We start from the raw sequence: 14,397 nt of genomic DNA, 5'->3' as shown, positions 1-14,397 counted from the left end.
ACTAAAACGAACGTTTGTTACGAGCGAACTGCAAAGTAGAAAATTCATCCATTTGTCTTTGCTCGATTTTTTCTTGCTGGATACGTTTGTCGTTGGCTTTTTTCTCAATCATCCATTCGTAAGAACGACGATTCTTGCGCTGATCCAGCCAATGCTCTTCGCAATTGGTTACTTGAGTAACAAAGTGCTCTTCTGCGGCTTTTTGTTTCGCTAAGGTTTCATCTAGCTGAGTTAAAAAGCGGTTAAGGTGACCATATTGGCTAGCCGTCAGCCCACCTTTTCCTCTCTCAACTAACTGATTGCAGTAGTCCAGACGGTACTTTTCAATCTGTTCTACCTGCTTGTAATAGTCATCGAGCTCTGCACGCGCTTTGTTCAGAGCCAGCACTGCCTGTGACTCTTTTTCTTTCGCTTGATCGAGCAAAAATTCCAGCGCGTTTTCCACCTAAATTCCTCTGACTATGACGGTTGCAATATGTTACGCAGCATGTTCACACACATATCGTATGGTACTGCTTCACCCATACCTTGCTGGGAATATTCATCCAGTTTAGGTTTGAGTGTAAATGCGGTATCGATTGCCGGATCGGTTCCCGGTTTATAAGCCCCGATGGACACCAAATCCTGATTCTTACGGCACACAGACAGCACCTGACGAACGGCTTTTGCCATCATCATATGTTCATCAGTAGTGATTTGAGGCATGACACGACTGACCGATTTTTCCACATCTATTGCGGGATAATGACCTGCGTCCGCAAGCTCACGGGAAAGTACGATGTGACCATCCAAAATGGCTCGCGAAGCATCTGCGATCGGATCTTGAAGATCGTCCCCTTCGGTCAATACGGTAAAGAATGCGGTAATCGAACCCTGATTTTCATCGCCGTTACCTGCACGCTCAACCAACGCTGGTAACTTGGCAAATACCGAAGGTGGATAACCTTTGGTTGCTGGTGGCTCACCGACCGATAATGCAATCTCACGCTGTGCCTGAGCAAAGCGCGTCAACGAATCCATCAGAAGGAGTACATCCAGCCCTTGATCGCGGAAATATTCTGCGATGGTCAAGGCAGTCTGGCAGCCCTTTAAACGCATCAAAGGGGAAGAGTCCGCAGGTGCTGCGACCACTACCGAACGTTGCCGACCTTCTTTACCCAATATCTCTTCAATGAATTCTTTAACTTCTCGTCCACGCTCACCGATAAGTCCAACCACGACAACCTGCGCCGTGGTTCCTCGGGTCATCATGCCTAGAGTGACCGATTTACCTACACCTGAACCGGCAAAAAGCCCGATACGCTGACCTTTACCTACCGTTAGCAGTCCGTTAACGGCTTTTAGCCCCACATCCAGAGGCTCAGAAATCGGTTTTCTCGCTAACGGGTTAATAGGCTGACCAGTAAATGATGCTTTCTTTTCTGTATAGATGTCGCCAAGCCCATCAAGCGGATTACCCACTCCGTCGATGACTCGGCCGAGCAGTTCCATACCGACTGGAAGACCGCTGTCACTGGTGATTGGCGTTACTTTTGCGCCCGGCAGTACACCCGTAATCTGCTCACTGGGCATAAGATAAAGATTGTCGCCAGAAAACCCGACCACTTCGGCTTCCATTTCACCACTGAGTGTTTCGACTTTGCAGAGGCTACCTATTGGCGCTTTACACCCAGTCGCTTCAAGCGTTAAGCCAACTACTCTCACCAACTTGCCAGAGGCAATGGCTTTGGTTGTTAAACCCTGTATTTTGTAGTTGGAAAGTCTTTCTTCAAGCGCCAGCATCAGAGTTGCTCCTGATGACGATTGACGCCACAAAATGACTGGATAACAGAACGAATTCGCTCTTCCATTTTGAAGCTTACGCTGGATTCACCCGCTTCGATATGAACATCACCTCGGTTAAGAGACGGCTCGCTAGAAAGCGTCCAGCTACGATTCTGAAGTTCCTCTTCACCGTATGACGCCTGCACAATGGTCAAATCTTCAGGGTTCAGTTTAATCGTAATGGCGTGACCCGCGATCGGCAGAGCTTCAACGCTCTGGCGCACAGTATCTAAAATCACCTGTGGGTTAGTCTGCACTTCAACGTGAACGACCTCTTTCACCATAGTGAGAACCATGTCCACCAGCTGTTTTTCTACCTGAGCGTTCATCAGTTCCAGAGGCTGGGCGAATTGACTGGCAAGTGTCATAAAGTGGTTCACTTGCTCTTGAATATAGGATTGACCGGCTTCAACACCTTCCTGCTTACCCAGTTCCGTCCCTTCCTGGTGACCAGCAGTAAACCCTTCTTCTTTTCCTTTTTCGAACCCTTCTTGATAGCCAGCTTCTTGCCCTTGGGCTAAACCTTCCTGATAGGCGGATTGTTTGATTGCTTCGATCTGTTCTTCGGTAAGTTCAACGGGTTCTTCGGCTTCTGGGGTTTCGAAGTTAGGCATCCAGGACGGGTCATAATTCAGCGCCGTTTCTTTAGCATTGGCGGCGGCATCCTCGGTGTAGTCCGGCAGCCCCCAGGTTTCAGCATCCTGGATCATGTCATCTTCTTCGGGTCTTAAAAATCCGCGTTTACGTTCTAATGACATCACACTACCTATTTGAAATGATCAAGCAGCGCTCACTATAGGAGCGCTTGAGGTTATAGGAATTCGTCTGCGCCACCACCCAACATGATCTCGCCGTTGTCGGCAAGTCGGCGGGCAATCGCCAGAATTTCTTTCTGAGCTGCTTCCACATCGGAAACTTTGACTGGAGCCATGGCTTCCATATCGTCGCGCATCATCTCTGCGGCACGTTTCGACATGTTCTTGAATACTTTCTCGCGCAAACCATCGTCGGCGCCTTTTAGTGCACGTTGAAGCACATCTTGAGGGATATCGCGCAGCAATTTCTGGATACCAGAGTCGTCCACTTCCATCAGGTTTTCGAACACGAACATCAGATCCTGAATCTGAGTTGCCATGTCTTCGTCCTGTTCGCGGATTTGATCCATCAGGATGCCTTCCATGCTGTTATCCATGAAGTTCATGATTTCAGCGGCAGCCTTAGTACCACCAATCTTCGCAGCTTGGGCACCAGCCTGACCTGCGAACTGTTTCTCCATGATTTCGTTCAACTCTGCCAATGCAGAAGGCTGAACTTCCTCAAGGTTGGCAATACGCATCACCAAATCCAATCGGTCACGTTCGGCAAACTGAGTCAGAATTTCAGCCGACTGATCTGCTTCTAAGTAAGACAATACAATGGTTTGAATCTGTGGGTGCTCGTTGATGATGATGCTTGCAACCTGACGAGGATCCATCCATTTCAGTGAGTCCAGACCTTTCGAACCGGTACCCAATAGAATCTGATCCACCAGGTTGTTGGCTTTGTCTTCACCCAGAGCGGCTACAAGGGCATTACGCATAAAGTCTTCGCTGCCCATACCAATGTTAGTGTATTTCTGAATGTCTTCGAGAAATGCTCTGTGAACAACACTGACTTTGTCTGAGTTCAGATCTGCCGCTCGCGCCATTGCACTACCAACACGCTGTACCTGCTTAGGTTCCAGATGTCGGATAATGCCAGCAGCATCAGATTCACTTAAGCTCAGTAGCAATATTGCTGCTCTTTCCTCACCGGGAATCGAGCCAATATCGATCTCTGAACCTTTCTCGCCACCGTCTTCTGTTGTTGCAACGTCGTTAGCCATCTGCCACCCAATTCTTCACTACTTGTGCTGCCAGTTCTGGTTCGTTTGCTACCAGTGCACGCACCGCTTTTAACACATCTTCGTCTTTATGCAGGTTAGGTAAATCAATACCGGATCCAAACTCAAACGAGTCGCCTGCATCAATGTCGCTACCAATCAAACTGGTATCGCCATCCGCCGATAGTGGAAGTCCATCGGCACCAAATTCTGAGTCCTCGTCTTCTTCCGAATGAGGGTTGATAAGTTTCTTCATCGCCGGACGAACCAGAATCAGAATGATTGCGATGATAACCAGAGCACTTGCCAGCCAGCGAATCCAGTCGTTGAAGTTCGGGTGCTCCCAGATTGGCACATCCAAGGCAACTTCGGCTTCAGGCTCTGCAAATTTAACACTGAGAACGTTCAGCAAGTCACCACGCACTTCATTGAAACCAACCGCACCCACCAAGACACTCCTGATAGCATCAATTTCTGCCTGAGCAAGAGGTTGATAGGTCACATCACCTGTTTCAGCGTTAACAATAGGCTTATGGCGAATGGCAACGGAAACAGTCTGACGATTAATCACACCAGTCTGACGACGTTCATGGCTAATGGTGGTATCCAGCTCAAAGTTACGTGTCGCTTCTTTGTGTACTGAGCCTTGTCCCATCAGGGAACCATCTTTCATCTGCTTCACATCTTGTGGAATAGACGCATCGGCAGGAGGCTGGTTAGACAACGCACCCGGTACACCTGCGACCACATTACCGTTGTTGTAGTCTTCTAGTGTGTATTCACTTCGAGTGGCTGGAGTATTCGGGTCAAAACGTTTACGAGTCTGCTCAACCGCGCTGAAATCCAGTTCAATGTCGACCTGAGAGGTGTAATTGCCGATACCTAAAATCGGGATAAGAACTGAGTCAATTTTTTCACGCAACGCCTGCTCTTGTTTTCTCTCTAACTCATGTTCTTTACGACGCGCCGTCGCCATAGGGTCTTGTGAGCCAGAGCTGAGTAACCTTCCGTGCTGGTCAGTAACGGTTACACGGGTAGGTTTCATGCCCGGTACGGCGCTCGATACCATGTCGACAATCGAATCGACTTCTTCTTGTTTGAGCGAGTTGCCTGTTGCCAGCGTCAAAAATACGGTGGCAGAAGCTTCCTGATTATGGCGAACAAACACGCTTTGTTTTGGTAGTGCCAACAATACCTGAGCTTTACGCACCTGACGCATTTGCTCAATGGCTTTGCCTAGCTGTCTTTCACGGCTTAATTTCAGGCGCTCCTGCTCCAGACGCTGAGAAACGCCGAAGCCCATGTCCTGAAGAAGAATGTCGTCACCTGCTGGATCGGGTTGATTCAGTCCAGCGCGGGTCATATTCAGTTTGATGTTGCTGTATTCACTGACAGGCACACGAATGGTGTTGCCATCTAGCTTATAGTCAATTTTCTGTTGATCGAGATAATCAAGAACTGGAATCAGCTCTTCGGTTTCATAAGAACCTAATGGGCGAAGCTCCGGCTCTCGTACCCAAAAGAACACCATTACAATCAATGCTACACATATCGAAATCGCGACAACCAAAACCACCTGACGCAACAGGTCAAGATCACCCATTGACATATCGAACTTCGAGGAGCTTTGCTCATCTAAGTCTAGGTTTTGACTCTCGTTATCCAGGTCACTTCCTACGGCAACTGCGCCACCATCGGATACTGCGAGATCTGTCGATTTATCTTCAGCCACTTGTCACTACCTGCTTTATACCGGCATGTTCATCAGCTCTTTATAAGCTTCTACCAGTTTATTTCTTACTTGAATGGTCGCGTCGAATGCCACACTTGATTTGTTTCTTGCAATCATTACATCAGATAGAGAAACGTTTGGATCGCCTTGGTCAAAACGGGTGGCTAAATTGCCTGACTGCTTTTGCAGCGCATTGACGTTATTGATGGCGTTATCTAACAGAGCGCCAAAATCAGCGGACACCTGCGAACCTGTGGCAGGTTGAGTGGAGTTTGCTGCTTCAAGCATCATTGCTTGCATTTCCTGATTCATTCCACTGATTTTCATTGTTCACCTCTGTCGTCAATATTCTGACTTAATACTTCTGTCTTATCCTTGACGCTGCAATTAGTATGCCACTAGTCGAAAACGCAAGTATGACGTTTATCAGTTAGGGATTTCAATACCTGCATCGCGCATTTTGGCAAGCTTGTATCGCAATGTACGGGGACTGATGCCTAACTTTTCAGCCATCTCTTTTCGTCGCCCATTACATTCTGCCAAAGTATCCAAAATAATAGCGTATTCTTGCTCTCGCAGCTCAGAACCTAGACCATCCGCAGTCGCTCCCATGGATTTCGTGATCATGTTATCAGGTTCAGCAATTGGCTTAACAGTTGGAGTGGCAACTTCACCAGTTTCAACTACCGCCTGAAGACTATTTGCGTCTTCCCAGTCCACGCCTTCCAGCAAAATGTGCTCGGCATCAATATCGCCTTGTTCACTTAAGATAAGCGCACGCTGAATCACGTTATCCAGCTCACGAACGTTACCTGGCCAAGGGTAAGAAACAAGCTTGCTCAGTGCTGAAGGGGATACACCGGGAACAGGCATACCCAGCTTCTTGCAATGACGCTCCGCCAAATGTTTGGCAAGAGGCTCAATGTCGCCCTGACGCTGGTGCAGAGGTGGCCATGCGATTGGGAACACATTCAATCGGTAGTATAGGTCTTCACGGAAGTTACCTTCAGCAACGTATTGTTTGAGATCACGGTTACTGGTTGCCAGAACGCGAACATCTAACTTGATGCTTTTACGGCTACCGAGACGTTCTACTTCACGCTCCTGCAGCACACGAAGCAACTTGGCTTGAAGGTTCAGATCCATCTCACTGATTTCATCTAGCAGGATAGTACCTCCCTGTGCCTGTTCAAATTTACCCGGGCACGCCTGTACTGCGCCGGTAAATGCCCCTTTTTCATAACCGAATAGGGTTGCTTCGAGCATGTTGTCTGGAATGGCTGCACAGTTGATGGCGACAAAAGGACCGTCGCTACGTTGAGAGGCATTGTGGATGTAACGAGACATCACTTCTTTACCAGAACCACTTGGACCCAACACCATGACATTGGCGTCGGTTTTGGCTACTTTGTCGGCTAGTGCCAGCAGCTTGAGGCTTTTTTCATCCGCGACAACCGCGTCACCTTCGTCATCGCTTTTGACCGGTGCATAGCGGCTTACCATGTTCAACAGAACTTCTGGTGCGAAAGGCTTAGCCATGTAATCAATAGCACCTTCTTTCATAGCGGCAACCGCGTCTTCAATATTGGCGTAAGCCGTCATAAGAAGAACAGGAAGATTTGGCCAATGCTGTTTGATATTACGAAGCAGTGCCAATCCGCCCATGCCTGCCATCTGTACATCGGAGATGACGATATCGACTTCTTCCGATTTCAGTATGATCAACGCCTGCTCAGCGCAATCGGCTTCTACCCACTCGTAACCTGCTAAAGCAAGCGTATCCACTAGGGCTTCGCGTAGACCTTCATCATCTTCTACAATCAGTACTTTGCTTTGAGCCATTATTCTTCTCCAGAGTTTGTTGTTGCAAGGGGCAGACAGACAGTGAAACAAGCACCGTCTCCCGGCTCTGAAATCAGTTCTAACCTTCCTTCATGGGCACGACAGACCATTTGTACTACCGCAAGACCAAGACCCGTTCCTTGTGAACGAGTCGTGAAGAAAGGTTCCATAATCTTTTGTTGTAATTCAGCCGGAACACCGGGACCGCTGTCCTGAACCGAGATTTTCAATTCGTTGTTAACGACGCGGAAATACACATCAATTTGTGAGCCCTTACCTGAGATTTGAATGGCGTTAATCACCAGATTACTCAGTGCCGATGCAACGGCGTTGGCATTCCCCATCAAAGTCGCGTCTGGGTTTTCCATTTCCAGATGGTAGTCGATAGCGTTGGTTTTGATCGCGGTTTCAACCATCGGCTGGAATTCGTTACGCAAATCTTCAGGCGTAAATGGCTTCACGACTTTGTTATCACCACCTTTAGCGAATAGCAGCATGTCGTTCACCTGCTTTTCCAGATCGTGCAACCTGTCGACGAGTTTCGTCTGGAATCGCTCACGAGTTGGGGCAGGTAGGTTAGGCGCACCCAAGTTTGAAGCGTACAACATCGCGCTTGATAGTGGCGTTCTGACCTGATGGGCAAGAGAGGCAACCATACGACCAAGTGAAGACAGACGCTGCAAGTCACTGACACGTGCTTGTAGCAATCGGGTTTCGGTTAAGTCGGTGATCAGAATTAATTGACCAGTCTGTGATGCTGAGATGGCAAGACGCACTTTGCGACCGTTTCTAAGAGAGATTTCATGACCATCATCTTCACGAGGTGCAAACGCCGCCTGAATCACTTCGAACCATTTCTGACCAACAAGAGGCACTTCCAACAGCTTTTGCGCTTCAGGATTGGCTTCGCAAACATTACCTTGCGTATCAAGCAAGATAACGCCAGCGGGCATTACATCCAATACCTGCTTATAACGCGCAACCTGATCTTCCAGGCTTCCTAGCGTTGGGGCACTTTCTTGTAATTCTGATGGTGTCATGACAGGATTCCGACTAAAAACAACAATAGCCTGTTATGCATTATGCATGCCAGGCTATTATTCATTTAAAATCAAAAAGTTAACCACATAAGACTGTGTCAATTGATTGACTAAGACGCTTATCGGTTGAGGTTGTACTTTCTCATTTTCTCAACGAGCGTAGTACGTCGCATACCAAGCATATCAGCAGCGCGAGCTACAACCCCGCCTTGCGCTTCAAGCGCCTGGCTGATCATGTTCACCTCAACGTCTGCTAACAACTCTTTCAGGTTCACGCCTTCTGGAGGAAGCTCCTGTGGGCTGTTAGCATTTTCTTCCATCTCCAGAGATCCATCTCCAAAATTGAAATCTTCAGAGAAAATGTCGGAAAGCACGTCGCGTTCCTGTTCTTCAATCGATTTGCTTGAAGAGACATTTTCTGGCTGGAATTCAGGAATATCGCTGTAACGATACTTGGTCGGTAAGTGGTTGACGTCAACCAGACTGTTCGGGAAAAGAATGACCATACGTTCAACCAGATTCGCTAGCTCACGCACGTTACCCGGCCAGTCATGCTCCATCAGTGAGTTGATGGCACGTGGCGTAAAGCAGATTGGCATGCCACCTTCCGCTTCCATTCGTGTCAGCAGCTCTTTTAAAAGCAGAGGAATATCTTCTTTACGCTCTTTAAGAGCTGGCATGTCGATTGGGAATACGTTCAGTCGATAGAATAGATCTTCGCGAAACTTCTCTTCCTCGATCATCTGCTCCAGATTTCGGTGGGTAGCGGCAACAACGCGAACGTCTGCCTTGATGGTGCTGTTGCCACCCACTCGCTCAAAGCAGCGCTCCTGAAGTACACGTAACAGCTTCACCTGCATCGACATTGGCATGTCACCAATCTCATCGAGGAAAAGCGTTCCACCTTCTGACAATTCGAAACGACCTTTACGGGCTGTGATGGCGCCTGTAAAGGCACCTTTTTCATGACCAAAAAGCTCACTCTCAAGCAACTCTGGAGGAATTGCACCACAGTTAATCGGTACAAACGGACCGTTGCGTCTTGGAGAATGGTAATGAATGTTTCGAGCAACCACCTCTTTACCTGTCCCGGACTCACCCAGAATAAGGACATTCGCCTCAGTCGCAGATACCTGTTCAATTAGGTGGCGAACATCACGTATTCCTTGGCTCTGCCCCACCAGACTGCGGAATAATGTGTTCTTACGACTCGCGGAAGGCAGTGGTCCGCCTTTGCGACCAAGAAATTCCTGGCAGTGTCGAAGTGCATCGCTGAGTTGAGGGTAATTGAGCGGCTGTTCCAACTCACCAACATAATGAGGAAATTCCTCTACGGAGATTTGGTTCGTGCTCAATGAAAGAAGTGGGATTTGATTCGATTGTTGAAGTAGCTTGGTAAGAGGCGCGACCTGAGACTTTTGGCTTACAGAGCCTAATATACATCCGGCCCAAGTTGCGTTCCAATCAACGCTGTCTAATTCATCTGAGCTGACAACTTTGCAGTGCTCACCGATGAATTCAAGAATAATGCTTAAATTGTGTTTAACCTGCTGGTCATCTTCAATAACCAACAATTGTGCCAAGCCTTGCATAGAAATAAGAGTTTGCCTTTAGAATTTAATCATTATCGTACATACCTAGACCCTGCAACTTTGTTTCATTTGCGAATTAAGTGTGCAATTTTTATCGGGCTAAGAAAGCAGCAAAAACAAATAAAGCCATTAAAAGAGTAGGCTCTAATAATGACTCTATTCTATGCGATAAAAAAAATAAGGCAACCAAGCACTTTGCGGATGTGAGTTTTGTTCTAAAACATCCTAAGTATATGCTTACTGACCGATTTCTGCGGAAGTCAGATTATGAAACTCAGCGGGTATCTGATCCCATGCTGATTTAATCTCACGGATGATATCAATCACATCATCAATCGGCTTGGGTTCGTTACTTTGGTTTGCCATCGTGATTTGAGAAATCATGAATTCGTATAGCTGATCCAGATTCTTTGCGATGTCGCCACCGTCGTCCATGGATAAACAAGAACGAAGTGCGATGATGATATCTAGCGCCTTACCCAAACGTTCGCCTTTAATGGCGATATTTCCCTGCTGCATTGCAGCCTTACCTTGGATCAGTCGCTCTATCGCACCGGCCATCAACATCTGGATGATCTTGTGCGGAGAGGCCGCAGACAACTGACTGTCTACTGAAACCTTTTTGTAAGCCTGTAAAGAACCTCGCATGGTAATCCTCTCTTATAAAAACTTCTTATAAAGCTGAACAGACTTGCTTCCGTGTCGGACTTTTTTCAAGTGTTCAGCAATCTTATTTGTATTCGCCTGCATCAGTAACACAATTTTCTGTGTCCTCTCCACTGCTCGTTGCCACTCTTCTTTATCAACGAGGTCAGGCGATTTTTCAAACTCGTGCAAAACACTTTGCAACAACAGTTCTCTTTTATCGACGGCTTCAGCAATTTCTTCAGCATTAATTTCATCTTTTTCTAAAAAAGATAATAGTCGTCGATCTAGCTCACTCAAGTCTGTCAAGTAATTGGACATACATTAACCGAATGCATTCATCATGCCAGAAAGTTGTGCTTGCATCTTACTAGTGGCTTCCTGCATAGCAGAAAACTTATCATGTGTACGTTTTTCAAGAGAGTCCATACGGCGGTCCAGCTGAACTTGCTGATCGTTAAGTCGATAATTTTGCTCGTATAAACTCTTTTCACGTGACCGTATTGAGCCCGTTACACCCGTCATTGAGTGAATGGCATCTTCTACTTTTTTGGCAAAGCCGTCGTTGCCACCAAAAAATTCACCTAATTTAGTGAAGTTCTTATTGAGTTGGCGATCAAGCATATCGTAATTCACTTCTAAAGTACCCTGACGAGTCGTGGTAATACCGAACTCCGTCAACGTTTTTAGATCTTCGGGTGCACCCTTGATGGCGGTAGTGAACACGGATTTTAAGCGTGATTCTGCACTTCGAACGATACTGTCACCTGACAGTGGTCCAGAGACACCAGATGAAGGGTCTGCACCCGCTAATTCTTTAGTTAAGCCATAAAATTGATTATAAGAATCAACGAATTGAAGAATATCGTTTCGAACTCGCTCGCGGTCATAATCGATGCCAATTTCGGTTTGTTTCTTAGAATCTGATACGCCTTTAAGGGTCAGATCTACACCATCAATAGCATTTTCAATAACGTTGTTATCACTGCTCAGTTGCGCAATGCCGTCGAGCACGACCATGGAGTCCTGCCCTTTTTGCAGCTCATTCATACCGCTGTAGCCATTAAAAGCTCGTTGAGCAGCATCTATTCGCGCCTGGGCATCTTTAAGCTCTTGTTCACGCTGGGCTTTGGCGTTTTCCATTAACATGGCATCGCGCTCTTTCACCGTGACGTAAGAATCGGTCAGAGTACCAGATGCGGTAGGTGACCAGCCTGGGATATCTGGCGCTTTTTCACGGGCTTTATCGTCAAGCCCGTCAGTTCCTGGGTCATAGGAGCTAAGAAGGGTACCTGAAGCCGCTTCTGAGAAGCCGGGAATGGTATCTTCCGGCTTGGGCGGCGCTTGTTCTACACCATCAATAATGACCGGTTCTTCAATGCCCGGCAGGTTGACGACATAAACAGGTAATGCACCATCAGGATTCTTTGGTTTACCTTCTAGGGCTTCTTCAATTTCCTGTGGTGAGTATTTTCTCTCCAGAGCGGCAACATCTTGCCCGTCTGCAGTTAAAATAGGGGTACTTTGGAGCTTTAGAAGTGCCGCCTGCGCTTGTTCCAGATCGGTCATCCGGTCTTCAAGCGTTTTGTATTCAAGGGATTCTAAAGGATTAATAGGATCGGACGAATTGGCCGATACGTAGATTTGATTATCTTTGCCCGTTTTCTCGGAGGCTAAAATAAGGCGCTGACCATCAACATCGTTGATGATGGCAGCGCGTACACCGGGATTGCCGGTAGCTGCATTGATGCTTTTTACGACATCAATGAGCTTGGCATTTTGTTTTACTTCAACAGTAAATTCCCTGTTTCCTAAACGGATCTGCAGCTCACCAGTTCCAAAGCGGGTTTTCTCATCCACAATGTTAGAACCTAGCTTATGGTTCTGAGCAAGCTGCACCACATCGACAGCATATTTGCCTGCGATTGCGTCCGTTGTGGCTGTAGCTGAAACTACTTCTTCGTCGGAGGACTCTACCGAACGAACGGCGAAAGCCTTATCCTGACGAAACTGAGCCATCAGTGCCTTCATGGAATCCAGTGATTCTCTGAGCCGCCCATAGGCGCTAATATTGGTCTCAACTTTGGATCGCTCAGTATCGATACGTTGCTGTTTAGGCACACGCTCGGCATCGACCACTTTGCTCACCATAGAGTTGATGTCCATACCAGACATGCCACCCATTGGGTTTACACTCATTCTCTCACCTTCAAACCTATCACACCTTTTCCACGATTAATCCGGAGGAATTGGAGGCTAGGCGCCTTAAAATTTCAAGCATCTCTTCGCTTGGAATCTGTTTGATGATATCGCCTGTATCCGCATCGAATACAGTGACAACACGTCTCCCAGACTCGTCATCGAATTTAAAAGATAATCCTTTATTGAGTGAAGAAATGAAATCATTTACTTCATCAATCCGTTTCTCCAGCTCGGCTGCGTTAATCTTAGTACGCTCTTCCGAAAAAGACTGCGCAGATTCGTTCTGGATGACGTCTCTTGGATCTACCTCTTTTATTTCCGCTCGTTTTTGCGCATTAGCACTGGATGCATCTTCAGCTGTAGAAGCAATCTTCGTGCCACTACCATAAGAAGGCTGGGAAATCGATGTGTAGGATGATATGTCCATAACGATCTCACCTCCACCTTGATAGCGTACATCAGGTTACCCCAATGCATTGCTCTTACACAGAAGTATACCAGATTTAACCCAACAAACTCAGTGCCGCGGATGGTGACTGTTTTGCCTGAGCCAGGATAGACGTACTAGCCTGTTCCAGGATTTGAGACTTCGTCAATTGAGTGGTCTCTTTCGCAAAATCAGTGTCGCGGATGCGACTCATCGATGCGTTCACGTTTTCGTTAATGCTATCTAAGTTACTGATAGCGTGGTCAAATCGGCTTTGGAATGCACCAAGCTCTGCGCGCTTACTGTCGACACTTGTTAGTGCACCGTCAATGACGGCCACGGCTTGTTGAGAACCTGCAACCGTTGTTACGTCAATATCATTGACCGCAACATCTTCTGCCGTTCCCATGCTCAGTTCTCCAGCTAACCCGCCGCTGAACGTCACATCGCCATCTACTTTTTGGTTGTGAGCAAATACGCCCAACTCACCATTGTCGCCTACGTAAGCTTTCAGGTAGTCCTGCTGACCATTAATGTAAGTTGCAACTTCTTCAATATCATCGCCGGCCAGAGCGTTGATAGTGATGCTTTGCGCGTTACCCTCTGTGTCCGTAAACCCAAAGGTCAAGTCATTGGACCCGCTCTGTACTACCCAGTTACCGTCTTTCGCATTGGCAGCTGTGTAGTTTTTACCGGCCATACCTTCATGGTCGGAACGAACGTTACCCATTTTCAACAATACCGCTTCACCGGAACTGGCACCAATCTGAAAAGACTGAGTACCATAGGTGCCGTTCAGCAACTTGTTGCCACCGAAGGAAGTGGTTTCAGCAATACGATTTAATTCATCGTTTAGGGCTGCGACTTCTTCCTGGATCGCAATTCGCTCTGAGCGACTGTTGGAACCGTTAGACGATTGAAGTGCAAGGTCTCTCATACGTTGAAGGATGTTAGTACTTTCCTTCATCGCACCTTCCGCCGTTTGAGCTATCGAAATACCGTCATTTGCATTTCGCACCGCCACGTCTAAACCGCGACTTTGTGAATCCAAACGATTCGATATTTGAAGCCCAGCGGCATCATCTCTCGCGCTATTAACACGGTATCCCGATGATAAACGCTCCATTGATCTGTTCATGTCGGACGCAGCGTTGTTCAGGTTACGCTGGGCCGTCATAGCAGACACATTAGTGTTTACTGATATTGCCATAGTTAGATCTCCTTTGACATTA

At 47.3% G+C, this 14,397-nt stretch carries 14 protein-coding genes; all 14 read right to left on the bottom strand.

Features of this window, described 5'->3' with window-relative positions; all coding sequences use genetic code 11:
• Position 1 precedes the first annotated feature (1 nt).
• A complete protein-coding gene (fliJ, locus tag RH89_RS24385; RefSeq protein ID WP_004407853.1) occupies positions 2-445 on the bottom strand; it encodes a flagellar export protein FliJ in 444 nt (147 codons plus the stop codon).
• 14 nt (positions 446-459) lie between these two features.
• A complete protein-coding gene (gene fliI, locus RH89_RS24380) occupies positions 460-1,782 on the bottom strand; it encodes a flagellar protein export ATPase FliI (protein ID WP_004407850.1) in 1,323 nt (440 codons plus the stop codon).
• The gene (gene fliH / locus RH89_RS24375; protein ID WP_004407849.1) at positions 1,782-2,582 is read right to left on the bottom strand and encodes a flagellar assembly protein FliH; all 801 of its coding nucleotides are present in this window, start codon (positions 2,580-2,582) and stop codon (positions 1,782-1,784) included. Before fliH ends, fliI begins: the two co-directional genes overlap by 1 nt.
• 53 nt (positions 2,583-2,635) lie before the next feature.
• Complete coding sequence (gene fliG / locus RH89_RS24370) at positions 2,636-3,688, bottom strand: flagellar motor switch protein FliG (protein ID WP_004407847.1); 1,053 nt, start codon at positions 3,686-3,688, stop codon at positions 2,636-2,638.
• On the bottom strand, positions 3,681-5,417 hold the full coding sequence (fliF, locus tag RH89_RS24365; protein ID WP_004407845.1) for a flagellar basal-body MS-ring/collar protein FliF: 1,737 nt from the start codon (positions 5,415-5,417) through the stop codon (positions 3,681-3,683). The genes fliG and fliF overlap by 8 nt, the downstream gene beginning before the upstream one ends.
• Before the next feature lie 15 nt (positions 5,418-5,432).
• The gene (gene fliE, locus RH89_RS24360; RefSeq protein WP_004407843.1) at positions 5,433-5,744 is read right to left on the bottom strand and encodes a flagellar hook-basal body complex protein FliE; all 312 of its coding nucleotides are present in this window, start codon (positions 5,742-5,744) and stop codon (positions 5,433-5,435) included.
• A gap of 99 nt (positions 5,745-5,843) precedes the next feature.
• The gene (locus RH89_RS24355) at positions 5,844-7,259 is read right to left on the bottom strand and encodes a sigma-54-dependent transcriptional regulator (protein WP_004407841.1); all 1,416 of its coding nucleotides are present in this window, start codon (positions 7,257-7,259) and stop codon (positions 5,844-5,846) included.
• Positions 7,259-8,299: a sensor histidine kinase gene (locus tag RH89_RS24350; RefSeq protein WP_004407839.1), complete on the bottom strand. Its 1,041-nt coding sequence runs from the start codon at positions 8,297-8,299 to the stop codon at positions 7,259-7,261. Before RH89_RS24350 ends, RH89_RS24355 begins: the two co-directional genes overlap by 1 nt.
• Positions 8,300-8,418: 119 nt before the next feature.
• Positions 8,419-9,891, bottom strand: a complete 1,473-nt coding sequence (locus tag RH89_RS24345; RefSeq protein ID WP_004407836.1) for a sigma-54 dependent transcriptional regulator — start codon at positions 9,889-9,891, stop codon at positions 8,419-8,421.
• 237 nt (positions 9,892-10,128) lie between these two features.
• Positions 10,129-10,539: a flagellar export chaperone FliS gene (gene fliS / locus RH89_RS24340; protein ID WP_004407832.1), complete on the bottom strand. Its 411-nt coding sequence runs from the start codon at positions 10,537-10,539 to the stop codon at positions 10,129-10,131.
• Positions 10,540-10,551: 12 nt separating this feature from the next.
• Positions 10,552-10,857: a flagellar rod protein FlaI gene (locus tag RH89_RS24335; protein ID WP_004407830.1), complete on the bottom strand. Its 306-nt coding sequence runs from the start codon at positions 10,855-10,857 to the stop codon at positions 10,552-10,554.
• 3 nt (positions 10,858-10,860) lie between these two features.
• Positions 10,861-12,735, bottom strand: a complete 1,875-nt coding sequence (fliD, locus tag RH89_RS24330) for a flagellar filament capping protein FliD (RefSeq protein WP_004407828.1) — start codon at positions 12,733-12,735, stop codon at positions 10,861-10,863.
• Positions 12,736-12,754: 19 nt separating this feature from the next.
• The gene (locus tag RH89_RS24325) at positions 12,755-13,165 is read right to left on the bottom strand and encodes a flagellar protein FlaG (RefSeq protein WP_004407825.1); all 411 of its coding nucleotides are present in this window, start codon (positions 13,163-13,165) and stop codon (positions 12,755-12,757) included.
• Positions 13,166-13,241: 76 nt separating this feature from the next.
• A complete protein-coding gene (locus tag RH89_RS24320; RefSeq protein WP_022549966.1) occupies positions 13,242-14,375 on the bottom strand; it encodes a flagellin in 1,134 nt (377 codons plus the stop codon).
• Positions 14,376-14,397: the final 22 nt, after the last annotated feature.

The sequence above is a fragment of the Vibrio nigripulchritudo ATCC 27043 genome (assembly GCF_000222685.1).
Lineage (GTDB): Bacteria > Pseudomonadota > Gammaproteobacteria > Enterobacterales > Vibrionaceae > Vibrio > Vibrio nigripulchritudo.
Note: the sequence above shows the minus strand (reverse complement) of the source record. Positions and strands in the feature narration are given on the sequence as shown.

What these genes read in the sequence shown, in the direction of transcription:
- RH89_RS24335 (WP_004407830.1), bottom strand. Translation starts at nt 10,857, where the DNA reads ATGTCCAATTACTTGACAGACTTGAGTGAGCTAGATCGACGACTATTA.
- RH89_RS24350 (WP_004407839.1), bottom strand. Translation starts at nt 8,299, where the DNA reads ATGACACCATCAGAATTACAAGAAAGTGCCCCAACGCTAGGAAGCCTG.
- RH89_RS24325 (WP_004407825.1), bottom strand. Translation starts at nt 13,165, where the DNA reads ATGGACATATCATCCTACACATCGATTTCCCAGCCTTCTTATGGTAGT.
- fliE (WP_004407843.1), bottom strand. Translation starts at nt 5,744, where the DNA reads ATGAAAATCAGTGGAATGAATCAGGAAATGCAAGCAATGATGCTTGAA.
- fliG (WP_004407847.1), bottom strand. Translation starts at nt 3,688, where the DNA reads ATGGCTAACGACGTTGCAACAACAGAAGACGGTGGCGAGAAAGGTTCA.
- fliH (WP_004407849.1), bottom strand. Translation starts at nt 2,582, where the DNA reads ATGTCATTAGAACGTAAACGCGGATTTTTAAGACCCGAAGAAGATGAC.
- RH89_RS24345 (WP_004407836.1), bottom strand. Translation starts at nt 9,891, where the DNA reads ATGCAAGGCTTGGCACAATTGTTGGTTATTGAAGATGACCAGCAGGTT.
- RH89_RS24355 (WP_004407841.1), bottom strand. Translation starts at nt 7,259, where the DNA reads ATGGCTCAAAGCAAAGTACTGATTGTAGAAGATGATGAAGGTCTACGC.
- fliI (WP_004407850.1), bottom strand. Translation starts at nt 1,782, where the DNA reads ATGCTGGCGCTTGAAGAAAGACTTTCCAACTACAAAATACAGGGTTTA.
- fliD (WP_004407828.1), bottom strand. Translation starts at nt 12,735, where the DNA reads ATGAGTGTAAACCCAATGGGTGGCATGTCTGGTATGGACATCAACTCT.
- fliS (WP_004407832.1), bottom strand. Translation starts at nt 10,539, where the DNA reads ATGCGAGGTTCTTTACAGGCTTACAAAAAGGTTTCAGTAGACAGTCAG.
- RH89_RS24320 (WP_022549966.1), bottom strand. Translation starts at nt 14,375, where the DNA reads ATGGCAATATCAGTAAACACTAATGTGTCTGCTATGACGGCCCAGCGT.